Here is a 24,484-nt window from a genome sequence, read left to right as displayed (position 1 = left end):
TTGAGAACGGGCTTCAGCTCAGGTGCACATGGCGGCCTGAAATGATGTCCGGCTGAACGCGGATGAAGAGGTTTCGTTCACCTCCGGCCCAGGGCTCGGGCATCGCTTTGCCAAAAAGCTGCTTCACCAAACCGGGCTCGGTGACATGGGAGGAAGGCCCACTGACCAGCACCGACCAGCCTTCGCTGCGGTCCGGCCACGTTTGATCAACCTCAAAAGAGGTCTGCATGCGCGCCGATGGTTCGCCAACAAAGCCGGTGGCAGCGGTCCTGAAGTAAATCGCGTGGTCACGTACCAGGTAGTGGACAGGAAGAATCATGACGCGTCCGTGATGAACAAAGCCGAACCTGCCGGTCTCCCGGGACCGCAGCAAGTCCCAGCAACGTTCGGGAGTAAGGTCCTCGCTGACGTGCCGTGCTCCGTCAACCCTTGCCGGTTCCATGCTTGGAATGCTCATTTCCGGGCTCCGCGATCCTGTAGGAGTCGTGCCAATTCGCCACCCCAGCGTCTGGCCCGTTCGAGCTCTTCAGGCGCCATGGAGGGTCCTGGAGCAACTTCGAAGCTTTCAGCCGTGGCCAGAACGCTGAATCCAGCGCGCCGCAGCCGTTCGCTGATGCTTTTGGATGCCCTGCCCGTGAGGAAAGATGGACCGTGGTTGCGGGTATCGAAGGCAACGGCGAATTGGCCCGGCGATGCGGGTTCCATCGCATCCAACCATTCCCGGACACCAACACTCGTCAGGGCACCGATATCCACTTCTCCCGTGGCCGACGCGACATCACGTGCTGAGCGGCGTGTCGAGGGCCTGCTCATGCCGTGGACGTGTGTAGGGCCGCCCACTATCAGCAGCTCGCAATCAGCGACCCTGTCCGCAGTGACCCCGCTCACAGGTACCGCCAGCGCGGACACGGCACCATCCAGTCCGTTCGCGATCGCTTCGGCAACCTTCCTGGTATTGCCGTACATCGACTCGTAAACCACCAAAGCTTTCATGACTGTCCGCCTTCCTCCCACGTCAGGATGGCTCATCCAGGGCGGCAATCAACAGGGCCAAAAGTCACAGGGGATCTGCCTGGTCGGACATCCCCTCGGACCGCAACTCTTCGATGGTCGCACGCAGGGTGCGGATGGTTTGGTTAAGTTCGTCGGAAATAGCCCCCATCCGATCAAGACCGGCGGGGTCTTCAACGAACCGCTTGAGGTTCTGGATTCCGAGGCCTGCCGCGAACACGCGTTGAATGACCAGGTCATGCAAGTCCCTTGCTATACGTTCGCGGTCGGAGAGAACCATTTCCTGCTGCCGGCGGGCGCTGACCCGTGCGAGGTCCAGGGCGAGACCGATCCGGCTGCTGAAGAGTGCACTCGATTCGAGATCCGTGCGGGTAAAGCTGGCGCTTCCCGGCGAACGCGCCAACATGAGGACACCGTTTACGGTTCCACGCTGGCCCAAGGCCGAGACCAGGACGGTTCCGAGCTTCTCGGACATTCCGGCTCCAAAGACCTGGGACGCATCCTGAACAAGGCCCGACTGACCGGTTTCGATTACTGTTGCCACCACGTCCGGGCAAGGCAGTTCCTGCCCCGCATGGACGCCCTGCACTCCAACAGCAGAGCGGCAACGCAGTATCCCGTCGGGTCCCGGGACGGCGATCACCCCAAGAATGGAATCCGAGGCATGGACAGCTGCGTCCGCCACGCGGTCGAGGTTCCCTTTGCCGTCGTCGGGCTCGTCTGCGATCAGCTGGCTGGCGAGTTCCATGCCCGCTTCAAGCCAACGCCGCCTGCGGACGCTCTCATCGAACAAACGTGCGTTCTGGATGGCGACACCCGCAGCCGCTGCAAGCGCTACCGCCAAGTCCTCGTCAGCGCGCGTGAAGTCCTGGGAGTCCTTCTTTTCGGTAAGGTACAAGTTTCCGAACACTGTGTCCCGTACCCGGATCGGCACTCCCAGGAAAGTCTTCATGGGCGGGTGGTTGGCAGGGAATCCGACAGCCTTTGGATGCTTGCTCAGGTCGTGGAGACGCAGCGGTTTGGGTTCCCTGATGAGGTGGCCAAGAACGCCGTGGCCCGTAGGGAGGTCACCGATCGACCTGATACCGTCCTCGTCGATCCCCACGGTGATGAAATGGCTGAGACGTTGGTCCTCGCCAATGACGCCCAAGGCCCCGTAGGCGGCATCCACCAGGACGCATGCAGACTTCACCACCCGGTCAAGCACTGTTTCGAGGCTCAGGTCCTCGGCAAGGGACACCACCGCTGCCAACAACCCGTTCATTTGCTCTTGGGCGTGCAGAAGCTCGTCGGCGCGCTCCACGAATTCGCGCAGGAGTACGTCGACGCGGCCCTTCATTGGAGAAGTCCATCCCTGCTCGCTGTCCATGTTCCAGCCTCCTCTAGCCGGTGCAGGGGTACCGTGCCTCAGGACGGTGAAAGGGTGCTCGTCCGGTGAATTTTATGGAATTGTGAGACCCTACGCCCATGATAGCCACGGCCAGCTGCCGCCGGAAGCGGCTGACCGTCCTGCCGGCATTCACGTGTCCGTCTTACCCGCGTGCGCCCACAAACTGGGACATCGCTTTCAACCGCCGTTTCATGGTGCTCTTCGGGCCCCGCGGGCCGGTGCCAACCCGCCGTCGTCGAGCCACACACCACATCGGCAGACGCGCTTCCCGCTTCAGTTCGCCGACGAAAATTGCCGGCCGAAGCGCCCACCGGACAAGGGCCGACGGCGAAAACAGGGCCGTTCGTCCCTTATCGAGTCAGCGGGAACCGTTAAGAATAAGTGACACGAAACCTTTGGGACCCGGATGCCCACGACTTCCGGCCCTCACCGCGACCACGCCACCAGGGCCGGGGCGCTGAAATTCCAGTTGAAAGTTTCACCATGTCCGGACATTTCGAAGTTTTCATCGATGCCTATTCCCACTTTCGGTTCCGCCTTATTGGCCCCAGGGGAAACACCTTGCTCGAGTCCGGCCCGTACGAGGACAAACAGGCAGTAGCCGTCGCAATCTTCGACGTGCGCGAGTGTGCAGGCACCGGCTTGGTCGAAGACCACAGCACCAAGCCGCTTCCACGGTCGCCCTCGGTGTCAGGGCCCGCACCACGCCCCGCGTCGGCGGTCAGCACCGGTGGCCGCACCGCATTGAAACGTGTCTCCATGGCGGGCACCATGCATCCAGACGCCATGACGCACAGAACCTAAAGGCCAGGGGCCATGGAAGGTCTAACCCATTCGGAAGTCGCACTCCGCATCGACCGTGGCCTCAACAGTGATGCGCAAATACCAGCCAGTCGCAGCCTGCGTGCCATCATCCAGGCGAATGTCTTGACGCTCTTCAACGGCTTGGTTTTTACGGCCTTTGCGATGCTGCTCGTTCTGGGCCATTGGCAGGATGCACTATTTGGACTCGCCGCGGTTGGAAACATCATCATCGGAGTGGCCCAGGAGTGCCGGGCCAAACGGACTCTGGACAGCTTGGCGATCCTGCATGCTGCACCGGCGACCGTGATTCGGGACGGGTCAGAGCAGGTGATCCCCGGCCGCGACATTGTGCAAGATGACCTGGTGGTCCTGGGCTCCGGCGACCAGCTGTGGGCGGACGCCGTCCTCCTTGGCCATGGAAGCCTGGAAGTGGATGAATCGCTGCTGACGGGAGAATCGGAACCCGTGCACAAGCGCAGCGGCGAGCCCCTGCTGTCGGGGTCCTTGGTGGTTTCCGGTTCGGGGTTCGCCCGGGTTACGACGGTGGGTCTGGGGACCTTTGCCCAACGTATCGCAGCGGAAGCCAAACGCTTCTCACTTGTCAACTCCGACATACGCGCCGGAATCAACAAGGTCTTGAAAGTCATTGCATGGCTTGTCCTTCCCCTTTCAGGGTTGGTTCTCAATTCACAGATGGTGCAGCACGGCGGCTGGAATCCGGCTTTTGCGTCCGGCGACTGGAAGCAAGGCGTGGTGCCTGCCGTCGCCAGCACCATCGCGATGATCCCCTTGGGATTGGTCCTGTTGACGAGCGTGGCGTTCGCCGTGGGGGCCATCCGGCTCGCGGGCCTGCGAGTCCTTGTCCAAGAGCTCGCCGCTGTAGAAGTCCTGGCGAGGGTTGACGTCCTATGCCTTGATAAGACCGGGACGTTGACCGACGGCCGTATGGTTTTTGACGCGGTTCATATGCTGGCCCCGGAGGAAGAATATCCGGATTGGCGCGACGCCTTGGAATCCTTTGGCACAACCGAACGCACAAATGCCACAACCCAAGCCTTGGGCAAGGCCTTTCCATCGCGAAGCGTGCAACACCTTTCACCTCAGTACCTTTTGATCCTGCGCGGCGCTGGAGCTCCGTGACGCTTTCCGGCAGTTCGGGCCTACCCCGGACATGGCTGCTGGGCGCTCCCGAGGTTGTTCTTGGCATGGCGGAAGAGGCGCCGGTATACCGTGAGCTCGCCAACAGGTTGGCATCATCCGGTTTCCGGACTCTGGCTTTGGCACTGGCCGGAGGGAAGGACGTAGACGTTGCCGCCGGGGTTCCGTCTCCCCCCGGCGCATCGCCGGTCCTGCTGGTTACGTTCCGGGAATCGGTGCGGTCAGATGCCGCTTCAACGCTGGACTACTTCCGCCAGCAAGGCGTACAGATCAAGATCTTCTCCGGCGACGATCCCCGCACAGTGGGACTCCTTGCCGGAAGGCTTGGACTCGCCGGGCTCCCTGCCTGTGACGCCACCAACCTCCCTGAGGCTCCGGAAGCCTTGGCATCCTGCGTCCAGGACAATGCCGTCTTCGGCCGCGTCGGTCCGCAACAGAAGAAGGAGCTGGTCCAGGCCCTTCAAAGGAAGGGGCATACCGTTGCCATGACGGGAGACGGCGTCAATGACATCCCCGCGCTCAAGATCGCTGATCTGGGCATCGCGATGGACAGTGCCGCCCCGGCAACGAAGGCGGTAGCACGCATGGTTCTACTTGATGGCCGGTTCAGCCGCCTGCCGGGGATCGTGGCCGAGGGCCGGAGGGCCATCAACAACATGGAACGGGTCTCGATGCTTTTCCTCAGCAAGACGGCCTACGCCACTGTCCTGGCCTTGGCCTGCGGTATTTTGCTGCAGCCCTACCCATTCCTCCCCCGCCAGCTGTCTGCAGTGGATGGCCTCACCATCGGGTTGCCGGCATTCTTCCTGGCGCTCCTTCCCAGCAGCCGCCGTTACCTCCCGGGCTTTCTCGGACGCTCCCTGTCTTTCGCTGTCCCCGCAGGAATCATCACGGCCACAGCCATTCTTGGGGTCAACACCTATGCGTCCCTCAGCGGCGGGTACAGCCTTCTGACAATCCGCTCGGCCACCACCATTGCCCTGACCATCATTGGATCGTGGATCCTGGCTGTGACCGCCCGGCCCCTGAACGCAGCGAAGGTGCTGGTCCTGGCAGGAAGTTATGCGGGAATGGCGGCGGTGATGGGACTTGGGTTTCTGCGTGACTTCTTCCTGCTCGAGTGGCCTCCACCTGACCTGCTGTTGGTTTCAGTCCTGACAGCGCTGGTGGCAGTTGCCGCCGTCGAACTTCTGGGACGCCGCGTGGCCTTTGGAAGACACGGCGCGGACGTGACTTTCGCCTCTGGAAGACCGGCAGGGTCCGTGGAAGCCTCCTGATATCCGACGACGGAGGAAGAGTCATGCGCGCATGGTGGGTCAGTGAGCCGGGGAAGATTGAAGGCAGGCCCTTGAAGATGGGCCGACGGGAGGACCCGAAACCCGGTCCCGGGGAGGTGCTTCTTCGGGTTGACGTATGTGGCGTCTGCCGCACGGACCTCCACCTTGCCGAGGGCGATCTTCCCCCTCGGCACGCGAACGTGGTCCCCGGCCACGAAGCCGTCGGGACAGTGATTGAAAGTTTCAACGGAGGCCGTTTCTCTCCCGGAGACAGAATCGGCGTCGCGTGGCTCGGAGAAACCTGCGAGAGATGTCCATATTGCCGGCGCGGCCAGGAAAACCTCTGCATAGCGCCAACATTCACCGGGTGGGACCGGGACGGCGGCTTCGCTGAACTTATGACGGTGAATGAGGATTTCGCCTACGCTTTGCCGGACAGGTTCACCGATGAACAGGCTGCGCCGCTTCTGTGTTCAGGGATCATCGGGTACAGGGCGTTGGAAAGGGCTGCCCTGCCGTCTGGAGGTCGGCTGGGCATCTATGGTTTTGGCGGGTCCGCGCACCTGACCGCTCAAGTCGCCATCAGCCAAGGTGCATCCGTCTATGTCATGACACGTTCCGGACCTGCCCGGGAACTGGCATTGAGCCTCGGAGCGGTGTACGCAGGCGACGCCTACGACATGCCGCCCGTTTACCTGGACTCAGCCATCCTCTTTGCTCCCGTGGGCGATCTGGTCCCGGTCGCGCTCCGGGCCTTGGATCGCGGAGGAACGCTGGCCATTGCCGGCATTCACCTCACCGACATCCCGTCCCTCAACTATGAAAATGAACTGTTCCATGAGCGGCAGATCCGCAGCGTCACTGCCAACACCCGGGCCGACGGCACTGCTTTCCTGGCGCTGGCAGCAGTGATCGGCCTGGCTCCAACCGTCACTGCCTATGACTTCACGGAAGCGGACCGGGCGCTGGAGGACCTGGCCAAGGACAGAGTCACAGGAGCTGCTGTGCTGAAGATCCACTGACCGGCTCCCCTGCCCACGCCGAAGCGGCACGGGCCATGGCCTGAGGCCTCGTTGAACAGGGGCAATTTCAGCTTTGAGGCCCGGGATCATCCTTACCCAAACGGCGCTCCAACTCCTCCTCGGCGGCCTCGCGGCGTTGGCCCAAGCGAAGCATCCTTTGCACTAAAGGACTCCCCTGCAGGGGGAGGCCTGTTCCCCGCTTCCGGGCTCGTCTTCTCCCCTCACCGTCGTTCGGACGTTGAGCCTCCGGCTCCGGGTTGACCCGTCCACTCATGACTGACTCCTCCCTGCACCAAGCAGTTCCCGCGGGCATATCCCCATCCTGTTGCACTCCTCCATGCCGTGTAAGGGCCGGAAGACCCCGCAAGGGCGGGGACTTTGGACTCTGGAAGCGCCGGTGCCAAAGCGAAAAGCTGTGACTGCCGGGAAAGGTTCCGCGGCGAACAAGAAATGGAGGCCGGCATGACAGAGCTGACAAAGTGGCTTGATTCGCGTCGCTCACCGATGGAGCTGATCGAGAGATTGTTCGACGGCGACAGCAGTGTCGGGGGGATCAAAGTTGAGGAAATGGTTGACGGTAATACGCTGGTGGTCCGTGCTGAACTGCCCGGCATCGACCCGGAAAAAGATGCGGAAATCACCATTTCCGACGGCGGTCTGACCATCCGGGCCGAGCGACAGGAAAAGACCGAGCACAAGGAGAAGGACAGCTACCGCTCGGAATTCCGGTACGGCTCCTTCGCCCGCCGGATACCTTTGCCCGACGGGGTGAAGGAAGGAGATGTGACCGCTTCCTACAAGGATGGTGTCCTCGAGGTTCGGGCACCTATCCCGGAAAAGGCGGCGGCAGCCTCCCCCTCAAAGGTCCAGATCACCAGGAGTTGAGTATTTGCCGCGGGGCAGGTGCCGATGAAGGGGCGCCTGCCCGCGTTATCTTGCGGCTGCCGGGTCAGCCGAACAGCGCTTCAGCCTCCAGATACCGGTCCTCCGGGACGGTGTGCAGTTCACCAATTGCGGCGGCAAGGTCAACAGTGGTGATATCCGTGCCCCGCAAGGAAACCATGACACCCCACTCCCCGGCGGCTGCTGCACGGACAGCCGCCATCCCCAACCGGGTTGCCAAGACCCTGTCGAATGCTGTGGGTGCTCCACCACGCTGGATGTGTCCCAGGACTGTGGCTCTGCATTCGATGCCCGTCAGTTCGTGAAGCTGCTCCTCCAGGAGGAAACCAATGCCGCCCAAACGCTGACGGCCAAACGTATCGAGTCCGCGCGGGGAGTACGGGGCATCTTGGCCAGAGGGAACGTAGGCCTCTGCCACCACGACCAAGGGCGCCCTTCCCCGGTCCCTGGCTGACAGGACCCAAGCCGCCGCCTGCGCCAGGCTCGCCCGGCGTTCGGGAATCAAAATGGCATGCGCTCCAGCGGCCATGCCTGCGTGCAAGGCGATCCAGCCGGCATTGCGCCCCATGACCTCGGCAATCATGCACCTGTGGTGGGACTCTCCGGTGGTCCGCAGCCGATCGATCGCTTCGGTTGCCGTCTGCACAGCAGTATCAAACCCGAAGGTGTAGTCCGTTGCACTGAGATCGTTATCGATGGTCTTAGGGACGCCCACAATCTTGCCGCCGGCCTCTCCCAGGATCCAGGCAGCAGCAAGGGTGCCTTCTCCGCCCACCGCAATCAGACCATCCACGTGCCGGCGTTCCAGGGACGCGATCACCGCCGGCACTCCCCCTGGCGTGATGGGATTAGTCCGTGATGTTCCCAACATTGTTCCGCCCAGGCGCGACATACCCCTGACCGATTCAATCGTTAGGGGAACGGCGTTGTTGTTGAGCACGCCGCTCCAACCGTCAAGGAAACCCACAAAGCCATAATGCCCGGCGCGAACCCCGGCCAGGACTGCTCCCCGGATCACGGCATTAACGCCGGGACAGTCGCCGCCGCTGGTCAGAATGCCCAAGGTCTTCACGGCGAACCTGCCTGCGAGCGCGGGCGCAGCTTGAAACTTCGGCTCTCACCGGCCGGCAGCATCAGCGTCTGGTCATGGACTTGGATACGGAGCGGAGGAGCGCTGCCCGGCGATGAGGTGACCCGGATCCTGTCCGTCCCCAGAGTGACGTCCAGCCAATGTCCCTTCGCCTTCACAGAAAAGGACAGTGCGTTGAGTCCGTGCGGCAGGTTGGGTGTAAAGGTGATGCCGGAACGGTCCATTCGCAGCCCGGCGAAAGTTCTCTGTATGACGTCCACCGTCCCCGCCATTGCACCGAGATGAATACCGGATTTGGTAGTACCGTGCTGGGTATCGTCCAGGTCCGCGTCCAGTGCCTCGCGGTAGCTTTCCCAGGCCCGGTCCGGGTCCACGGCGGCCAGGACGGAGGCGTGCGCCACCCTGCTGAGTGTTGAGCCGTGGGCTGTCCTGGCGAGGTAGTACTCAACGGTCCGCGCAAGCTGTGCCTCTGTCATTCGGTAACCCAATTGGTCAAGCACCGTGATGAGGCCTGAACAACCAAACAGATAGGGCAACATGAGAACGTCCGCCTGCTTGGCGAGCTTATAGCGGTTTACGTCATCGCCTTCCGCCCCCAGGATGAGGTCCAGGCGTTCTATGTTGTCGTACTCTTGCCGGTAGCCATCCCAGTCCAGCTCCTGCAACCGTTCATAGCCCTCGAACTGGCTGATCAATCCGTCGTTATTGAACGGGACATACATGGCCCGTGACAGCCTGCGCCAGTGTGCCCGCTCGCGTTTGCTGACGCCAGTTCTGTCCAGAAGCTCGTTCACTTCATGGCCGGAGAACATTGCAGTGGTTTCCGCGGCCTTGCCACATACCCACGCTGCCATGACGTTCGTGTACGCGTTGTCGTCCAGGCCAGGCCCATCCTGTCCGGGCAACCAGGTGTGGTATTCATCCGGTCCCACTACGCCCCGGATGTGATAACGGCGATGGCTGGGGTCATAGACGGCCAGGGAGGCAAAGCAGCGGGCGATCTCGACCAGGAGTTCAGCACCATGGCACAGAAACCAGGAGACATCGTTCGTGGCTTCGAAGTATTGCCATGCGTTGAACGCCACTGCGAGTCCGGCGTGGACTTGTAGGTGTGAATAATCGGGAACCCATTGCCCTGAGCGCGGGTTATAGAGCCAATTCGGTGTCTCTTCCGTACCGTCACTGCCGCTCTGCCAAGGGAACAGCGCACCGGCCAAGCCCTTTGCGACGGCGGCCCGGCGCGCGGCAGGCAGCCGCCGCCAACGGTAGTCCAGGAGGGCCTTGGAGATTTCCGGTATGCGCGTGTTCAGGACCGGGAGGACAAACAGCTCATCCCAAAATACGTGCCCGCGATATCCCTCGCCGTGCAGCCCTCGCGCCGGAACCCCGACGTCGAGTTCGGTTGTGTGTGGAGTCAGGGTCTGCAGGAGATGGAACAAATGCAGGTTCAACACGAGCTGAACCTGCACAGGCGCGTCAAGCTCCACCCTGAAGGGCAGGAGGACCCGCCGCCAGGAAGCTTTGTGAAGGCGCAGCAGCTCCTCGAAGTCACCTCCGGATCCGCTCAAGGCAGCGGCAGCGGAACTGCTGGCCGAGGAGGTCGCACGGTCCTTGGAAGTCGCCACCGCGATGATCCGATCCACCGTGACCGGGCTTTCCTCCGAGGACCGGGCCTGGAAGCTACGGAAGTGCAAACCCTCCCGGCTTTCCATTACGCCAACGGATCCTGGCACATCAACCGTAGCCGCCATGGCCACGCGAACCTGGCTCTGGGTAGTCTCCACCTCTACAGCCAGGACCGGGGCGGTTGCCTGCGATCCAGGGACGGTCCTGTCGATCAAATGGACCTGGGAATCAAGAGGGGGTTCGGGCAGGTTGCTGTTGCGTACGAGGCAATTGATACCAGCGGTGATATGGATGTCCCCGCTCCAATCACGGGGTGTCAATCGCGTTCTGATAGCAAGGATGTGCGGGGATTCCATGGATACGAACCTGGTTTCTTCAAGTTGCAGGTGTCTCCCGTCGGGTGCTTGAAGCAGCAGATGCCGGCTCAGGACGGCCTTTTCCATGTTGAGGACCCGCCGTTCGTGCAATATCTCCAGACCGCCCCCGGACCACCAGGGTGCCCCATCCAAGCGCAGGTCCAAGGGAAGGCAGTCCGGAAGGTTGACCAGGTGCTCTTCCACCACTGCTTCCTCGCCGATCGTGGATTGGACCCTGTTATACAGTCCGGCAAGGTACATTCCGGCGTATCGGGTGGTCCTGTTGGTTTCGCTCGCTGCCCCCCGAACCCCCATGTATCCATTCCCAAGCGTGGTCAGGGCTTCGCGGTGGCCTTCATGTTCAGGGTCCATTCCTTCATAGATCAACAACCATGGATCCCGCATCACGAGGCCCAGGTCGAGCTCAGCGAGGTCGTTGACAACAACGTCGGCGCCGGCAGCTTCCAGTTCGGCCCGGTCCCCGTGCCGGTCAATGCCTACAACAAGTCCGAATCCTCCCCGGCTCGCCGCCAGTACACCCGCCACTGCGTCTTCAACCACTACCGCGCGTCGGACACTCACGTCCAACCTGCGGGCTGCTTCCAGAAATGTATCGGGGGCCGGTTTGCCTGGCAGAGCCAGCGATGCGGAGATACGGCCGTCAATGACCACCGAGAAGGATTCCGACAGGTTGGCCGCGGCAAGGACAGGCGTGGCGTTGCGGCTGGAAGTCACCAATGCGGTGGCAACACCTGCCGCTTTCAAGTTCTCCAGGAACCGGCCGGTGCCTGGGAAAATCTGCACACCGGAAACCTGCAGCCGTTTCAGGAAGGCCTTGTTCTTCCAGGCCCCAAGCCCGACGGCGGTCCACTCACCTCCGGCATCCTGTGGGGTTCCTCTGGGAAGCCGGACTCCTCTTGACGCCATCAGCTCGATCAGCCCTTGTTCCCGGGGCCTGCCGTCAACCAGGGCGTAATAGTCGTTGGGCGTGAAAGGGGCCCGGCTTCCATCCGGCGGGTAGCGAGGATCATGGATAATCGCCTCGTATGCCTCCTGCCAGGCTGCGAAGTGGACGACCGCGGTGTTTGTCACCACGCCGTCCAGGTCCAGGATCACTGCGTCGTAGGGTGGGGCGGCTGCTGCCGCCGTGGGTGACTTCCGCATGGGCATCTCCCGTTACAGCCAACGGAATTCAGCGTCAGCGATCAACGGCAGGGTTCGGAGGAAGGTGTCAGGGTTGAGCGAAATCGAATCAATCTCTTCACCGACCAGGAACTCAGCGAAGTCCGGGTGATTGCTCGGTCCTTGGCCGCACAGGCCGATCTTGATGCCCGCTTTATGGGCTTCGCGGATCGCTTGGGAAATCATCGCGGTCACGGCCGGGTCCCGTTCATCAAAGAGGTCGCTGAGTTGTTCCGAGTCCCGGTCGATGCCAAGGACCAACTGGGTGAGGTCGTTGGAACCTATGGAGAATCCGTCAAAGAGCCTGGCGAACTCAGCAGCGCGGACCACGTTGGACGGGATCTCGCACATCATGTAGATTTCCAAGCCGTTCTGGCCGCGCACCAAACCGTTCTTCGCCATGACTTCCAGGACCATTTCCCCTTCTTGTACCGTCCGGCAGAACGGCACCATGACTATGACATTGTTGAAGCCCGCTGTCTCACGGACCCGTTTCAATGCCCGGCATTCCAAGGCGAAGGCTTCCCGATACGCAGTGCTGTAATAACGGGACGCTCCGCGGAAGCCCAGCATGGGATTCTCCTCCGGGCGTTCAAAGAACCGTCCGCCGATCAGATGGCCGTATTCGTTGCTCTTGAAGTCGCTGAGCCTCACCACCACGGGTTTGGGATGGAACGTTGCCGCGATTTTGGCAATGCCCGTAGCAAGGACGTCAATGAAATAGTCGTGCGGCGTCCGGTGGTTTGACCACAGGGACGCGATGGCAGCCGCTTCACCGTCGTCGGTCACTCGCTCCGGATGTACCAGCGCCATGGGATGGACACGAATGAGATTGTTGATAATGAACTCCATGCGGGCAAGCCCGACGCCCGCTGCCGGAAGCCGCCACCACCGCAACGCCGCTGCCGGGCTGCCGATGTTAACCATCAGCTGGGTCTGTGTTGCCGGGAGCGTGCCGGTGTCCACCTCCTCGGCATCGTAGTCCAAAGCGCCTTCGTATACACGCCCCTGTTCGCCTTCGGAACAGGACACCGTGACAGGCGAACCCGGCTTTAGAACCTGGGTTGCGTTTCCCGTCCCAACGATGGCCGGAACACCCAGTTCCCTGCTGATGATGGCCGCATGGCTGGTTGGTCCGCCATGATCGGTGACTATGGCGGCCGCCCGTTTCATGACAGGCACCCAGTCGGGGTCTGTCATGCGGGTCACCAGGATGGAACCGTCAACGAAGGAATCGATATCCGCCGTTTCGAGGACGCGGGACACTGTTCCTGCTGCAATCGCATCCCCCACGGCCGCGCCCACCGTTAGGACGCGGCCCTGGCCATGCAGGTGGTACATATTGAACGTTGTCCCTTGGCGTTGGGTTTGAACGGTTTCGGGGCGGGCCTGCACCATGAACAGTTCACCGGTGGTCCCGTCTTTGGCCCATTCCATGTCCATGGGGCGTCCATAGTGTTCCTCCACTGCTACGGCCCAGCGGGCGAGCGTCAGCACTTCGGCATCACTGAGGACCAAGGCTTTCTGCTCATGGCGGGTCGTTTTCACCATCAGGGTCCCGGAGTTGCCGTCCTGGCTGTAAATCAGCTTCTGCTCCTTGCTGCCCACTTCCCGCTGAATGATCGGAACCAGACCCCGGTCGACGAGAAACGGCTTAAAGACCTGGTATTTATCGGGGTTGACTGTGCCCTGCACTACTGTCTCTCCAAGCCCCCACGTGGCGCTTATCACCACACAGCGCGGGAAACCTGATTCCGTGTCGATGGAAAACATGACCCCGGACGCGCCCGCATCGGAACGAACCATTCGCTGTATGCCAACCGAAAGAGCCACATCGAGGTGCCCGAAGTTCTTGATCTCGCGGTAGCTGATGGCACGGTCTGTAAACAAAGACGCATAGCACTTCCTGCACGCCTCGAGGACCGCATCGATACCGCTGACGTTGAGGTAGGTTTCCTGCTGGCCGGCAAAGCTGGCATCCGGGAGGTCCTCTGCCGTGGCACTGCTCCGGACAGCCACCGCCACGTTGGCTTCTCCTGTCCGTCGGCACAGTTGGATATAGCTTTCCCTGATCGACGCAGCAGTCCCGGGTGGGATCTCCGCTGCCAGGATGGCCTGCCGTATGGCGTCGCCGGCCTCGCGAAGCGTGGAGTCCCCGGAACGGTAAGCGTCGAGGCACCCGCTGATCACTTTTTCCAAGCCGTTCAGGGCCAGGAACTGCCGGTATGCATCCACAGTAGTGGCAAACCCGTCGGGTACTTTGACCCCTCTGGTGCGGAGAGCTTGAGTCAATTCACCCAGCGACGCATTCTTGCCGCCTACCCTAAAGATGTCTCCTATCCCGGTTTTCTCAAACCAAAGAACGTGGGCGCTGGCCAACGAAGCTTCATGTGCCGAATCCATGTCTGGATTCTGGACCTGCGGCTAAAGGTACGGGAGGGTCTTTGGGCCCGGCGGGCGCTGTGACTTTTGGCCCTGTTTCGGCATTTGCGCAGTGATCATGCTGGAGGCAGAAGCAGGAGGCAAGACAATGGAACTTTCACCTTTCGAGAAACAGGAACTGCACAACATCGCGCGCGCTCTGGAAGAGGACGATCCACGGCTTGCCGCGCTCATGAGCATCAAAGACCTCAGGGGACAGCGCTGGAAGCGGACCGAAAGAGGAGTTTTGGTTGCCCTGGGCGGCCTCGGGATCTTGTTGGTCAGCCTCCCCTTGGGCAGCCTTCCGCTCGGGACACTGGGTTTCATGATGATGGGCGGCGGCGCCTACTGGGCCACGCTGTTCTTGGACAACAGCACTGTTCCACGGGCACGGAAGAAGGCGGGGAACCGCCATGCCACCCATGAGGAAATGCCATGAAAGCTGTGATCATGTACGACTCCGCCTACGGGAACACCAAGTCTGTGGCTGAAGCAATAGCAGCCGGATTGGAGAAGAGCCGGACGGTGCCGGTTTCGCAGTTCCACAGCAGCGACCTCTCGATCGGCGACCTGCTGGTGGTGGGCAGCCCGATCAACGGGTGGCGCCCCACCGAAACCCAGCCCATGCCCTTCTACGTCAAAGGCACAGAAGGCCCCCTGTTGGAAGGTGAAATCAAGCGGGCATCTTCCTGGAGCTACGAACTGTCGGCTTCAGTGAAAGCATTCGCGTCCAGGAAGGGTACGCCATGAGCAGCCGACTTGATCCCAGCAAAATCATCGTCGGCGTCGACGGGTCCGCCGCGTCAATGGAAGCCCTCCGCGAGGGCCAACGCTTGGCGCTCGCACTCAACGCCCCGCTTGAAGCCTGGGGTTGTTGGGAACTTCCCGCGGGCTACGAAGGCTACCTAGCCATGGGCATCGATGGATTTGCCCATACGGCAGAAGAAAACGTCAAAGAGGCACTAAAAGAAGTTTTTGGTCCGCAGGTACCCAAAAACGTCAGCACCAGGCTGGTCCAAGGGTCCGCCCGTTCGGCCCTGGTGGAGGGCAGCAAGCACGCCTCCCTTCTGGTAGTCGGACGGCGGGGCCACGGCGGGTTCGGAGGGCTGCTTTTGGGTTCGGTCAGCTCGGCGGTGGTAGCGCATGCCCACTGCCCCGTGGTTGTTGTTCACACACAACAAACATCGTCCCGGAACGAATCAAACCCTTGAGATGGAAGCACAACAAATCCTCCCCCCGCATTCAAAAGCGTCCGCGGAGTCGAAGAACGCTCCCGCCGCCGTCGAATGTTCCACCCTCAGCAAAGCGTTCGGCCACCACCTTGCGCTGAACGCGATCGACCTGCATGTCCCGCAGGGTTCTGTTTTCGGACTTGTCGGCCCCAACGGCGCCGGGAAAACAACGCTTCTGCGCATCCTGACAGGGCTGTCGCGGGCGACGGCCGGATCCGTACGCCTGCTGGGCCGGGACCTTCGCGCGGATGACCCGGACGTGCGCAGGGATATCGGGTACCTCCCGGACGTCCCTGCGTTCTACGACTGGATGACTTCCACTCAGGCGCTCGGATTGGCCGGCCGCTTGTCCGGCCTCGACGGGCCGGAACTCAGAGGGCGGATCCACGAAGTCCTGAAACTTGTCCGGCTTGCAGAAAGCAAACAGCGCATCGGGAACTACTCGCGCGGCATGCGTCAGCGGTTGGGCGTCGCGCAGGCCTTGATCAACGCACCGAAGCTGCTCTTGTTGGATGAACCCACCAGTGCGCTTGACCCTGCGGGCAGAAAGGAGTTGCTCGACTTCGTGGTGACTTTGCGGGGCCAAACCACCGTCTTTTTCTCCACGCACATACTCAGTGATGTGGAACGGGTTTGTGACCACGTTGCTGTCCTCGACAAAGGGACGGTCCTCTCCCAATCCACCATGGAGGAACTCCGCGCCAGGCACGGTCAGCAAACCATTGCGGTGGAAGTCACGGAGCGGGCGGAGCAGCTGGCGCATGAGATCGCCGATTCCCCTTGGGCGCTGTCAGTGAGACCCGGCCCACGCGGGGAAATCCTGGTCCGGGCTACTGACCCGGCTGCCGCGCAACACGGCATCCCTTCCCTCGTGGCAACGGCCGGCGTTGGCTTGGTCCGACTGGAGAGCGCCGAACTCAGCTTGGAGGACGTGTTCCTGGAGCTGACGGGAGAACCGGTGCAGTGAAGGCGTTTCCCGCTGTCGCCGCTAAAGAGGCACAGGAGATCGTCCACACGTGGCGGATATGGGTGCTTCCGGCGATCGTCCTCGTTTTTGCCGTGACCGGGCCACCCCTGGCGAAGATCACCCCCGAACTCCTCGCTTCCCTCACACCGTCTGGCCAACAATCCGTGGTGCTGCCGCCTGCCACGTTCGCCGACGCCTATGGCCAATGGGCCAAAAACCTGTCGCAACTGGTTCTGTTTGCCATCATCATCATCTACAGCGGCATCGTCTCCACAGAGGTCCGCGAGGGAACCGCGGCTTTCGTGCTCACCAAGCCTGTGCGGCGCAGTACCTTCATCACTGCCAAAGCCACTGTCCATGCACTCTTCATCGCGGCCGTATTCGCGGCAGGAACCATCATTACGTGGATCACCACTAGCGTCATCTTCCGCTCCGCACCACCTGCGCAACTGTGGGGGTCAGCCTCCATGCTCTGCCTGTTCGCGCTGCTGCTGCTGGCGTTCATGGAGCTCTTCTCGGTGGTCATTCCCGCGCCTGCCGGTGCCGCCGGGGCAGGCCTCGGAGTTTATGCCCTGCTGGCGGTGGGCGGGGCATGGGACCCCCTCTTCAAGTTTTCGCCTGCAGGTGTGCCCGGCATCGCGGCGAGCGTGGCTGCCGGCCAAAGCCATCCAACACCGGCCTGGCCGGTATTCACGACGCTGATTGCAGCCGGGCTGGCCATTGCGTTGGCCGTATTCGTTTTCCAGAGAAAAGAGCTAGAGCCGTGAAACGTCCCGGCGCCATTGTCATGCTCGTCGTCGGAATCGTGCTGTCCCTTGTCGGGTTTGCCCTGGCTTCAGCAGGAGCAGCGGCCGCCTTGCTCGGCACTGCCCAGCGCGACGGCGGCTACTTCACCTCCCGCACTGAGCGCTTCACCGTCCCGTCCTTCGCCCTTGTTTCTCCGCATCTGGACGCTGTCGGTGAGGGAACAGCTGAAAGGCTTCCCTTCGACGTCGGCACCCTGCGATTGAGGGCGACGGCAGTGGACCCGGCTCAAAGCATCTTCATCGGTATCGCACCACAGGAGGCCGTGAACCGCTACCTGTCCGGTGTGCATTACACCGAGTTGCAGGAAGTGAAGTTCAATCCGTTCCGCCCCGTTTACAGGGACTTTTCCGGCCTTTCGAACCCGGCTCTTCCGACCAGCCAGAACTTCTGGGTTGCGTCAGCGGAGGGCCAAGGTCCGCAGGAACTAACCTGGAACGTTGCAGCCGGCAGCTGGACAGTGGTTGTCATGAATAGCGACGCGGACCAAGGTGTTTCCGCAGACCTGCAGGCAGGTTTCAGGTCCGAGCTCATCAGGCCAGCGGCTACAGGCCTGCTGGTTGCCGGCGGACTCGCCCTGGTGATCGGCGTGCCGCTCCTTGTCCTCGGCGCCGTAGCACTGGGGCGCAGAGGCCCAGCAGGCCCGCCATCACCGGCGGGGCAAGCGGCCCACGGCCCCGCACCGGCCTACCCACCAAGCGGATCGCCACCGGCCAACAACTGGGATCAAGCCCATCCCGTCAGGCTCACCGGCCACCTTGACGCCGGCCTCTCCCGCGGATTGTGGCTCGTCAAATGGCTACTGGCCATTCCACACTTCTTCGTGCTGTTCTTCCTGTGGTTCGCTTTCGCCGTAACAACAGTCGTGGCCTGGTTCGCCATCCTCTTCACCGGCCGGTACCCGGTGTCACTCTTCCATTTCAACGTAGGCGTGCTGCGGTGGACCTGGCGTGTTGCTTTCTATGCCTATGCTGCAGGTGGAACTGACAAGTATCCGCCTTTCACGCTCGAGCAAGCCGATTATCCTGCCACTTTGGAGATCCACTACCCGCAGCGGCTTTCACGCGCTCTGGTGCTGGTCAAATCGTGGCTACTGCTGGTTCCCCACTGGCTCGTCATCGGAGCTTTCACAGGTACGGCAACGTGGGCTTGGCGCACCCAGGACGGCCCGGCCGGCGTGGTCACCGATCGTGGCGGTGGTTTGTCCCTGCTGGCCCTTCTGGTGCTGGTTGCCTTGGTCATCCTGCTCTTTTCCGGACACTACCCGGGCCCCCTTTTCGCCTTCATCATGGGGATCAACCGTTGGGTCTACCGCGTCTTCGCCTACGGAGCACTCATGAGGGACGAGTATCCACCCTTCCGCCTGGATCAAGGAGCCGAGGAACCCGTTCAAACGGACGCTCCCGGCATCGACCTTCCAGGCATTCCGACCGAGTGGCCCGGAAGGTCGGACAGTGGCGGGGACCGGAGCTGAGTCACCCGGCCGCGAGCCGGGACGCAGGGCACGACGGCGGGTAATCGCCGTCGCGCTCGCAGCGACCGTCGTTCTCCTGACGGCCGCCGTGACGCTCGCGATCCTGGTTGCGGGGCCTGGCGGTCGACCGTCGGCGACCACCCCGGCGGGAGCTCCGACCCCGACAACAAGCGCTGCCGGCATCGTGTCGCCCTCGCCCACCGCCGTCGCCGGACCGGGCACCGTGACGGCCGGCGGCCCAGTAACGCTCACTCCGAGCGTACCCGGGCCCATCACGGACAGCCCCGCCCCGCCCGCTACTCCCACCGCGCCCTCTGCCCCGCCCGTTCCGCCGGGACTGCTCGGGCAGGACCTGACAACCATTCCGGGCGCAGGCAACAACATCGCCCTCACCTTCGATGCCGGGGCAAACGCCGCAGGACTGGACAGCATCCTGTCAACGCTGGCCAACAAGCAGGTGCCAGGCACGTTCTTTCTCACGGGAGCATGGGCCGCTTCCAACCCTGACGGAGTGGCGAGGATCGTAGCGTCCGGGCACCGGGTGGGAAACCACTCCATGACCCATCCGGAATTCACCAAGCTCCCGGATACGGCCATTGCCAAGGAAATACGGGATACCGAAGCGGCCATAACCGCTGCCGGCGGTGAGGCCCGGCCTTTGTTCCGTTTCCCGTTCGGGGACCGGGATGCGCGCACCATCAACGCGGTAAATACCCTGGGTTGCGTCCCGGTCCGCTGGACCGTGGACACCCTGGGGTGGAAAGGAACCATCGGCGGAATGTCACGAAGCGGCGTGTTGGACCGGGTTCTGGGCACCTTGCAACCCGGTGGAATCATCCTCATGCATCTCGGCTCGAACCCCGATGACGGCAGCACTCTTGATGCCGAGGCACTGCCGGCGGTCATTGACAGCACCCGGGCGGCCGGGTACGGTTTCGTGACCTTTAGCAGTCGTCATGGGCTGGACCCTGCCGATCCTCCCCACCCAAATCCTGTGGATCAACATGACTACGGCCGTAGCCCTGGGCCTCATGCTGGCATTCGAACCCAAAGAACCCGGTCTAATGTCCAGGCCGCCCCGGAACCCCGGCCAACCGCTTTTCACGTGGCAGCTGACCGTCCGGATCATGCTCGTCTCCGCTCTCCTGTTGGGCGGAACCTGGTGGATCTTCCAAACTGAACTGGGACGGGGCGCCAGTCTTCCCGAAGCCAGGACTGCGGCGCTGAACCTCTTCGTTGTGTTCGAGATCTTCTACGTCTTCAGCTGCCGCTCGATGGTCCGGCCTGTCTGGAGCATCAAGCCCTTCAGCAACTACTGGCTTGTGGCAGGAGTGTTCCTGCAGGTCCTGGGCCAAGCCGCAGTCACGTACTTTCCCGGCATGAACACGCTGTTCCACACCGCTCCACTGCCACTCCAATCCTGGCTTATGGTTCTCCTGGTTGCCGGCCTGGCTTGGCTCGTCGTGGCGCTGGATAAACACTCCGCACCTCCCTCGCCTAGGAGAATGTCATGCTCTTCATCCTGCTCCTGATCATTCTTGGCCTTGTGGCCCTGACATCCATTGCCGGTGGACTCGTCATGGTACTCGGCTCCTGGCTGGGACCCGAAAAGCTGGGACTACCTGCCGAAGCCCAAGTTCCGGTTGAATATCTGAACGGCTCCCCCTTCAGCTCGTTCATGGTCCCGGGGCTCCTTTTGGCCCTCATCGTTGGCGGCCTGCACACGGCCGCATTTGTGTTTCTGCTCCGTCACCACCGCTTGGCTGGGCTGTTTACGGCAGCAGGGGGCTACTCGATCCTTGTCTGGATTTTTGTGCAGATGACACTGATTCCTTTCAGCGTGCTGCAAGTGATCTATTTTGGCGCCGGGCTTGCAGAGATCGGGCTGCTGCTCTTATTGCTGGGCGTCGGAGATTCCGTCCGCAGGACCTCCCGGGCAAGACAACAGCATCCAGCGGCCGTCAACGGGACTTTGGGCCCTGTCGAACGCACATGGCGGCCCCTAGGATCGCGGCATGAACGAGAAGAACCTGGAACCTGATCCCGAAGTGCTGGAACCTGAGGATTGTTGGCGACTCCTTGGCCAGGCAAACATCGGCCGTTTGTCCGTGATCTCCAACGGTCACCCGGACATCTTCCCCATAAATTTTGCCGTGGCAGACCGGACGCTGGTGTTCCGTACCGGAATGGGGACCAAACAACACGCCATCGAAAGCGATGCCACCGTTGCCATTGAGGCAGATTCTGTCAGCGCCGAATTTGGTTTGGCATGGAGCGTTGTGGTCAAAGGCCCCGCAACCGAGGCCGGACCGGAGGATCAGGCAGTCAACAAAATCACCCGTGCACTGTTCCCCTGGCAAGGTGTCGGCCAGGACCTTCTTTACCGGATAGTTCCGGACTCCATCACGGGACGACGCTTCGACCTCAGCGCAGCCGACTCGTCCGATACTCCGCTTAACGACGCCACCAGGGCGGGCCTGGAATAGGTCTCCGTGGCCAGCCACCTCGTCAAGAGATTTGCTGGGCTGACCGCCGTCGACGACGTGTCCTTCATAATCCACCCCAGCGAGACCTGCCCCCTCTTAGGACCGAACAGTGCCGGTAAAACAGCCATCACTTCCATGGTTGCCGGGGCGGTGACCTGATCAGCTAATGAATGTCTTAGTGCAGACTGGCCAGGAGTTGGCTGCAGGCTTCTTCGCAGCGTCGGCAGGTTTCGGCGCAGATGCGGCAGTGATCGTGCATACTGGCGTGGCGGGAGCACTCGTCGGCACAGCTCGCGCATGCGGCTGCGCAGGCCGTCATGGTGGTCTCGCTTCGGTCATTGATTGTTTATCAGCATCGCCGGAACTGTCCACGGCAGATTCAGCGGATGCGAAGGTGCGGGACTGGCTCTTGCTGGCTTTCAATGCCGCGTAGGGTCCTTTGGCCCTGCCCCGGATAAACCTGTGACGCGATTCTGGCCTTATGGTCACCATTGAACCTCAGCCCCGGCTGATCACGTCCCCTGAACAGCGCACTGCAGTAATCCGCGAGCGTGTGGCAATGACTGGACTCACCGACTTCTTTGCTCGTGCGTTCGGGGCCGTGATCGCAGCTGCCCAAGCTCAGCATGCCTACCCCACAGGGCCTCCGTTCGCGCTCTACCACGGCATGCCCACTGACACGGTCGATGTCGAGGCCGGGTTTCCCATAACCCCGAATTTCAGTGACGAGGGAGACGTGGTGGCCCATATCTTGCCGGAGTCGGAAGCCTTCGAAGCCATGCACAGGGGCCCATACGACTCGCTTCAGCAGACTTATGCGCTCATCCTGGAGCGAATGAGCGCAGAGGGCAAGACTCCCTCTGACACAATGTGGGAGTTTTACCTGAGCGACCCCGAGAAACAACCGAACCCTGCAACCTGGCAGACCCGGGTGGTCTGGCCCATTGTCGGTGACGGTATGGGCTTGCGGGAGCAGCCGAAGTGAAGCCTCCACGAATGCAAACCAAAACAAAGGGCAGATGAGAAAGCCCCATTCCCCTCCACGGAAAGGAACCCGTCATGAACACCGCGCGCGCCATCGCCGTGGGTTACAAGGACTCGCCACAAAGCGAAGCAGCACTCCTGTGGGCCGCGAGACGTGCCTCAGAGCAGAAAGTGCCCTTAATGATCCTGCATGTGGTCGATGACCGCTGGTCACTGAATCCTGGTGCCTGGAATGGTCAACTCAGGCAGACCGGGAAGGACTTGCTGGAGGCTGCCGCTGCCAAGGTCGGCGGGCAGGACCACCTGCACATTACCTCCGAGTTGCTGAGTGGAAGCGTGGCTGGCGCACTTGGCGACTACGGCCCAAAGTGCTCCCTTCTCGTGGTCGGCTCCGGCAGCCCACACCTTGGGGGCGCTTTGACCGACAGAGCACTACAGATAGCCGGCGCGAGCGTGGTCCCGGTAGCGGTAGTTGGGACGAACGACGTCGATGGAAAAAGCGGTGTAGTCGTGGGCGCCGATGGATCGGACCTTTCACAACGCGCGGTCGACTTCGCCGCCGCCGAGGCAGACAGGGAAGGGCAGGAACTGACCGTAGTCCACGCATACACGGCTCCAGACCCGGTGACTGACGCAGGCCTTGCACCGGCTGATCTCGGAAAGTTGATGGACGAACAGGAACACATCATCCTTGCCGAAACTGTCGCCGGTCTGAACAGCAGCTACCCGGACTTGGTCATCAACAAGATACTCGAACCCAGCAAGGAGCCGGTCAGGGCACTGATAGACGCAGCCGCGGGCGCAAGGCTCTTGGTCTTGGGTAGCCGCGGACGGGGCGGCTTTGCCCGCCTGGTCCTGGGTTCCACTGCCCATGGTGTCCTCACGCACCTGGTGTGCCCAACCGTCGTCGTTCCTCCACAGGAGAACGGGGACTAAGCCATGGTCACAGACAGCTTCGATTCAGCCCAGGAAGGGAACCATGACAGACGTACTGAGATATGAAGTTGGCTCCGGAACAGTGCTGGTGGAAGTTGCAGACGGCAGTTTCGGAGTGGACCATCCTGGTCGCAATGAACAGGGCATCCTGGACGTCGGACGGCGCCTCGAAGATGCCCTCGCCAGTGTTCGTCCCGCAGCCGTTGCTGCCATGGAGTCCATGCAGGAACTCGCTCCGGAGAACCTCGAGATTGAATTCGGCATCAAGCTCGCAGGTGACGCGGGCGCCCTGGTCTCCAGATCAGCTGCGGAGGGCCACTTCGTCGTACGGATGTCCTGGCAGCCAAGCGGACACTACCTTGAGGAAACAACACACGAGACGGCGCTGGACATTCACTGATCCGAGCAGTGCCCGCCATCTGGGCCCGGAACATCGCTCGTCTGGTCCGCTCACTTACCGGTGCTACCCTCGTGCGCTTCGGGTGCATGGACCACCAGTACGGGGCAATGGGCGTGAGCTACACATGCCGAACTGACAGATCCAAGAAGTAGACCGCCGAAGCCCCCGTGGCCTCGACGGCCCACCACCAGCAGGTCGGCGCTGCGGCTCGCTTCGATCAAGCCCTCCCGCGGATGGCCCCGCTCCAACCGTGAAACCACGTTGGAGGGCCGGCCCGGCCCGAAAGCTTGCCCGACGGTTTGCTTGAGGACGTCACCGGCGGCTTCCTCGAAGCGGTCAATGCCCATGGCCACGTAGCCGTCGTACACCCGCGGAAACTCCCAGAACGCCGTCGCCACCACATCTGCCCCGAGCGGAAGCGCAAGCCGCTGCGCCTCACGCAGTGCTGCAACTGAGGCCTCCGAACCGTCAACGCCGACCACGATCCTGCCCAACGGTGCTGCATCGTTCATGAGTTGTCTCCTGCCGTGTGCGTGCTTGTCAGGAAATGCTCCCTCTGTGTGGCAGCCCGCAACAGGGCCATTAGTCACGACGGCGCACGGAAGGGTTGTGCGTTTTTTTTGGAAACAACACACCAGCGCCAGCCCGCGGAGCACAGTCGCCGACCACATAGCACGACGACCGTCAGGGGACTGGCGCTGAGGACTGTTATGTGGTTCAGAGCACCCAAGTCATGTCCTTGTGGACGACGTGCACAAATGAAGCTGCGTGAGCAAGAAATCGGGAACGGCCATTCCCAACTAGAGGCATACACCGGTGCGCATAATGTGCACCCTCTTTGGCTGGACAAACGGGTACACAACCGCGACCCCAACGACACACAACGAGAGCGGATACGCGAAAGGTTCGGCAGGATTCCCGAACAAGTCAAGCTTTTGTTCACGCGTTAAAGCAAAAATCC

Annotated in this window: 24 protein-coding genes and 2 pseudogenes; 18 read left to right on the top strand and 8 right to left on the bottom strand. The window is 61.8% G+C overall.

The features are described from left to right. Nucleotides 1-13: 13 nt before the first annotated feature. From N5P29_RS09500 to N5P29_RS09490, 3 genes are all read right to left on the bottom strand, one after another. Nucleotides 14-457 carry a pyridoxamine 5'-phosphate oxidase family protein gene (locus N5P29_RS09500; RefSeq protein WP_262278318.1) on the bottom strand — a complete coding sequence of 148 codons (444 nt, stop codon included), beginning with the start codon at nucleotides 455-457 and terminating at the stop codon, nucleotides 14-16. Next, nucleotides 454-993: a flavodoxin family protein gene (locus N5P29_RS09495; protein ID WP_262278317.1), complete on the bottom strand. Its 540-nt coding sequence runs from the start codon at nucleotides 991-993 to the stop codon at nucleotides 454-456. The genes N5P29_RS09500 and N5P29_RS09495 overlap by 4 nt, the downstream gene beginning before the upstream one ends. 64 nt (nucleotides 994-1,057) lie before the next feature. Beyond that, the gene (locus tag N5P29_RS09490) at nucleotides 1,058-2,380 is read right to left on the bottom strand and encodes a GAF domain-containing protein (RefSeq protein WP_262278316.1); all 1,323 of its coding nucleotides are present in this window, start codon (nucleotides 2,378-2,380) and stop codon (nucleotides 1,058-1,060) included. 504 nt (nucleotides 2,381-2,884) lie between these two features. Here N5P29_RS09490 and N5P29_RS09485 point away from each other — a divergent pair. The 5 genes from N5P29_RS09485 (at nucleotide 2,885) to N5P29_RS09465 (ending at nucleotide 7,547) form a co-directional block, all read left to right on the top strand. Continuing rightward, entirely contained in the window at nucleotides 2,885-3,205 is a 321-nt protein-coding gene (locus N5P29_RS09485) for a YegP family protein (protein ID WP_262278315.1), read from the top strand. 12 nt (nucleotides 3,206-3,217) lie between these two features. Beyond that, complete coding sequence (locus tag N5P29_RS09480; protein ID WP_262278314.1) at nucleotides 3,218-4,345, top strand: HAD-IC family P-type ATPase; 1,128 nt, start codon at nucleotides 3,218-3,220, stop codon at nucleotides 4,343-4,345. Then, complete coding sequence (locus tag N5P29_RS09475; RefSeq protein ID WP_262278313.1) at nucleotides 4,342-5,640, top strand: HAD-IC family P-type ATPase; 1,299 nt, start codon at nucleotides 4,342-4,344, stop codon at nucleotides 5,638-5,640. The genes N5P29_RS09480 and N5P29_RS09475 overlap by 4 nt, the downstream gene beginning before the upstream one ends. Nucleotides 5,641-5,663: 23 nt before the next feature. Further along, a complete protein-coding gene (locus N5P29_RS09470; RefSeq protein ID WP_262278312.1) occupies nucleotides 5,664-6,662 on the top strand; it encodes a zinc-dependent alcohol dehydrogenase family protein in 999 nt (332 codons plus the stop codon). Nucleotides 6,663-7,124: 462 nt separating this feature from the next. After that, nucleotides 7,125-7,547 carry an Hsp20/alpha crystallin family protein gene (locus N5P29_RS09465; RefSeq protein WP_262278311.1) on the top strand — a complete coding sequence of 141 codons (423 nt, stop codon included), beginning with the start codon at nucleotides 7,125-7,127 and terminating at the stop codon, nucleotides 7,545-7,547. Between the two features lie 64 nt (nucleotides 7,548-7,611). On the opposite strand, the gene N5P29_RS09460 is transcribed toward N5P29_RS09465, so the two are convergent. The 3 genes from N5P29_RS09460 to ppsA are packed head-to-tail and all read right to left on the bottom strand — an operon-like array spanning nucleotide 7,612 to nucleotide 14,222. Next, entirely contained in the window at nucleotides 7,612-8,637 is a 1,026-nt protein-coding gene (locus tag N5P29_RS09460; protein ID WP_262278310.1) for a 6-phosphofructokinase, read from the bottom strand. Continuing rightward, the gene (locus tag N5P29_RS09455; protein WP_262278309.1) at nucleotides 8,634-11,801 is read right to left on the bottom strand and encodes an HAD-IA family hydrolase; all 3,168 of its coding nucleotides are present in this window, start codon (nucleotides 11,799-11,801) and stop codon (nucleotides 8,634-8,636) included. The genes N5P29_RS09460 and N5P29_RS09455 overlap by 4 nt, the downstream gene beginning before the upstream one ends. Before the next feature lie 12 nt (nucleotides 11,802-11,813). Beyond that, entirely contained in the window at nucleotides 11,814-14,222 is a 2,409-nt protein-coding gene (gene ppsA / locus N5P29_RS09450) for a phosphoenolpyruvate synthase (RefSeq protein ID WP_262278308.1), read from the bottom strand. Between the two features lie 127 nt (nucleotides 14,223-14,349). On the opposite strand from ppsA, the gene N5P29_RS09445 reads away from it, so the two are divergent. From N5P29_RS09445 to N5P29_RS09400, 10 genes and pseudogenes are all read left to right on the top strand, one after another. Then, nucleotides 14,350-14,679, top strand: coding sequence for a DUF3040 domain-containing protein (locus N5P29_RS09445; protein WP_262278307.1), 330 nt, complete (start codon nucleotides 14,350-14,352; stop codon nucleotides 14,677-14,679). Further along, entirely contained in the window at nucleotides 14,676-14,990 is a 315-nt protein-coding gene (locus tag N5P29_RS09440) for a flavodoxin family protein (RefSeq protein ID WP_262278306.1), read from the top strand. Before N5P29_RS09445 ends, N5P29_RS09440 begins: the two co-directional genes overlap by 4 nt. After that, on the top strand, nucleotides 14,987-15,451 hold the full coding sequence (locus N5P29_RS09435; RefSeq protein WP_262278305.1) for a universal stress protein: 465 nt from the start codon (nucleotides 14,987-14,989) through the stop codon (nucleotides 15,449-15,451). Before N5P29_RS09440 ends, N5P29_RS09435 begins: the two co-directional genes overlap by 4 nt. Nucleotide 15,452: 1 nt before the next feature. Further along, on the top strand, nucleotides 15,453-16,439 hold the full coding sequence (locus N5P29_RS09430; protein ID WP_262278304.1) for an ABC transporter ATP-binding protein: 987 nt from the start codon (nucleotides 15,453-15,455) through the stop codon (nucleotides 16,437-16,439). After that, nucleotides 16,436-17,206 carry an ABC transporter permease gene (locus N5P29_RS09425; protein ID WP_262278303.1) on the top strand — a complete coding sequence of 257 codons (771 nt, stop codon included), beginning with the start codon at nucleotides 16,436-16,438 and terminating at the stop codon, nucleotides 17,204-17,206. Before N5P29_RS09430 ends, N5P29_RS09425 begins: the two co-directional genes overlap by 4 nt. Continuing rightward, the gene (locus N5P29_RS09420) at nucleotides 17,203-18,717 is read left to right on the top strand and encodes a DUF4389 domain-containing protein (protein ID WP_262278302.1); all 1,515 of its coding nucleotides are present in this window, start codon (nucleotides 17,203-17,205) and stop codon (nucleotides 18,715-18,717) included. The genes N5P29_RS09425 and N5P29_RS09420 overlap by 4 nt, the downstream gene beginning before the upstream one ends. Next, nucleotides 18,698-19,381: pseudogene (locus tag N5P29_RS21015) on the top strand (polysaccharide deacetylase family protein); the annotation flags it as partial. The gene N5P29_RS09420 and the pseudogene N5P29_RS21015, both read left to right, overlap by 20 nt. A 292-nt stretch (nucleotides 19,382-19,673) precedes the next feature. Then, nucleotides 19,674-20,249 (top strand): cation transporting ATPase C-terminal domain-containing protein, encoded by a 576-nt coding sequence (locus N5P29_RS09410; protein ID WP_315973386.1) that lies wholly within the window; start codon nucleotides 19,674-19,676, stop codon nucleotides 20,247-20,249. Beyond that, nucleotides 20,228-20,758: a hypothetical protein gene (locus tag N5P29_RS09405; protein WP_262278300.1), complete on the top strand. Its 531-nt coding sequence runs from the start codon at nucleotides 20,228-20,230 to the stop codon at nucleotides 20,756-20,758. Before N5P29_RS09410 ends, N5P29_RS09405 begins: the two co-directional genes overlap by 22 nt. After that, complete coding sequence (locus N5P29_RS09400; protein WP_262278299.1) at nucleotides 20,733-21,203, top strand: pyridoxamine 5'-phosphate oxidase family protein; 471 nt, start codon at nucleotides 20,733-20,735, stop codon at nucleotides 21,201-21,203. Before N5P29_RS09405 ends, N5P29_RS09400 begins: the two co-directional genes overlap by 26 nt. A gap of 175 nt (nucleotides 21,204-21,378) precedes the next feature. On the opposite strand, the pseudogene N5P29_RS09395 reads toward N5P29_RS09400, so the two are convergent. Further along, a pseudogene (locus tag N5P29_RS09395) lies at nucleotides 21,379-21,519 on the bottom strand (four-helix bundle copper-binding protein); the annotation flags it as partial. A gap of 243 nt (nucleotides 21,520-21,762) precedes the next feature. Here N5P29_RS09395 and N5P29_RS09390 point away from each other — a divergent pair. The 3 genes from N5P29_RS09390 (at nucleotide 21,763) to N5P29_RS09380 (ending at nucleotide 23,523) form a co-directional block, all read left to right on the top strand. Further along, nucleotides 21,763-22,188 (top strand): GyrI-like domain-containing protein, encoded by a 426-nt coding sequence (locus N5P29_RS09390; RefSeq protein WP_262278298.1) that lies wholly within the window; start codon nucleotides 21,763-21,765, stop codon nucleotides 22,186-22,188. 74 nt (nucleotides 22,189-22,262) lie between these two features. After that, nucleotides 22,263-23,123, top strand: a complete 861-nt coding sequence (locus N5P29_RS09385) for a universal stress protein (RefSeq protein ID WP_262278297.1) — start codon at nucleotides 22,263-22,265, stop codon at nucleotides 23,121-23,123. Between the two features lie 43 nt (nucleotides 23,124-23,166). Beyond that, nucleotides 23,167-23,523, top strand: coding sequence for a CU044_2847 family protein (locus N5P29_RS09380; protein ID WP_262278296.1), 357 nt, complete (start codon nucleotides 23,167-23,169; stop codon nucleotides 23,521-23,523). Between the two features lie 50 nt (nucleotides 23,524-23,573). Here N5P29_RS09380 and N5P29_RS09375 read toward each other — a convergent pair whose 3' ends face one another. Further along, a complete protein-coding gene (locus N5P29_RS09375) occupies nucleotides 23,574-24,035 on the bottom strand; it encodes a universal stress protein (RefSeq protein ID WP_262278295.1) in 462 nt (153 codons plus the stop codon). Between the last annotated feature and the right edge of the window lie 449 nt (nucleotides 24,036-24,484).

This window comes from Paenarthrobacter sp. JL.01a, from assembly GCF_025452095.1.
GTDB lineage: Bacteria > Actinomycetota > Actinomycetes > Actinomycetales > Micrococcaceae > Arthrobacter.
The sequence above is the reverse complement of the archived record's forward strand: the minus strand, read 5'-3'. Positions and strand labels throughout refer to the sequence as shown.

Coding starts and splice junctions, on each gene's coding strand:
- N5P29_RS09500 (WP_262278318.1), bottom strand. CDS start 457: ATGAGCATTCCAAGCATGGAACCGGCAAGGGTTGACGGAGCACGGCAC.
- N5P29_RS09495 (WP_262278317.1), bottom strand. CDS start 993: ATGAAAGCTTTGGTGGTTTACGAGTCGATGTACGGCAATACCAGGAAG.
- N5P29_RS09490 (WP_262278316.1), bottom strand. CDS start 2,380: ATGGACAGCGAGCAGGGATGGACTTCTCCAATGAAGGGCCGCGTCGAC.
- N5P29_RS09485 (WP_262278315.1), top strand. CDS start 2,885: ATGTCCGGACATTTCGAAGTTTTCATCGATGCCTATTCCCACTTTCGG.
- N5P29_RS09480 (WP_262278314.1), top strand. CDS start 3,218: ATGGAAGGTCTAACCCATTCGGAAGTCGCACTCCGCATCGACCGTGGC.
- N5P29_RS09470 (WP_262278312.1), top strand. CDS start 5,664: ATGCGCGCATGGTGGGTCAGTGAGCCGGGGAAGATTGAAGGCAGGCCC.
- N5P29_RS09465 (WP_262278311.1), top strand. CDS start 7,125: ATGACAGAGCTGACAAAGTGGCTTGATTCGCGTCGCTCACCGATGGAG.
- N5P29_RS09455 (WP_262278309.1), bottom strand. CDS start 11,801: ATGCGGAAGTCACCCACGGCGGCAGCAGCCGCCCCACCCTACGACGCA.
- ppsA (WP_262278308.1), bottom strand. CDS start 14,222: ATGGATTCGGCACATGAAGCTTCGTTGGCCAGCGCCCACGTTCTTTGG.
- N5P29_RS09445 (WP_262278307.1), top strand. CDS start 14,350: ATGGAACTTTCACCTTTCGAGAAACAGGAACTGCACAACATCGCGCGC.
- N5P29_RS09440 (WP_262278306.1), top strand. CDS start 14,676: ATGAAAGCTGTGATCATGTACGACTCCGCCTACGGGAACACCAAGTCT.
- N5P29_RS09435 (WP_262278305.1), top strand. CDS start 14,987: ATGAGCAGCCGACTTGATCCCAGCAAAATCATCGTCGGCGTCGACGGG.
- N5P29_RS09430 (WP_262278304.1), top strand. CDS start 15,453: ATGGAAGCACAACAAATCCTCCCCCCGCATTCAAAAGCGTCCGCGGAG.
- N5P29_RS09410 (WP_315973386.1), top strand. CDS start 19,674: ATGGGCTGGACCCTGCCGATCCTCCCCACCCAAATCCTGTGGATCAAC.
- N5P29_RS09405 (WP_262278300.1), top strand. CDS start 20,228: ATGCTCTTCATCCTGCTCCTGATCATTCTTGGCCTTGTGGCCCTGACA.
- N5P29_RS09400 (WP_262278299.1), top strand. CDS start 20,733: ATGAACGAGAAGAACCTGGAACCTGATCCCGAAGTGCTGGAACCTGAG.
- N5P29_RS09390 (WP_262278298.1), top strand. CDS start 21,763: ATGACTGGACTCACCGACTTCTTTGCTCGTGCGTTCGGGGCCGTGATC.
- N5P29_RS09385 (WP_262278297.1), top strand. CDS start 22,263: ATGAACACCGCGCGCGCCATCGCCGTGGGTTACAAGGACTCGCCACAA.
- N5P29_RS09380 (WP_262278296.1), top strand. CDS start 23,167: ATGACAGACGTACTGAGATATGAAGTTGGCTCCGGAACAGTGCTGGTG.
- N5P29_RS09375 (WP_262278295.1), bottom strand. CDS start 24,035: ATGAACGATGCAGCACCGTTGGGCAGGATCGTGGTCGGCGTTGACGGT.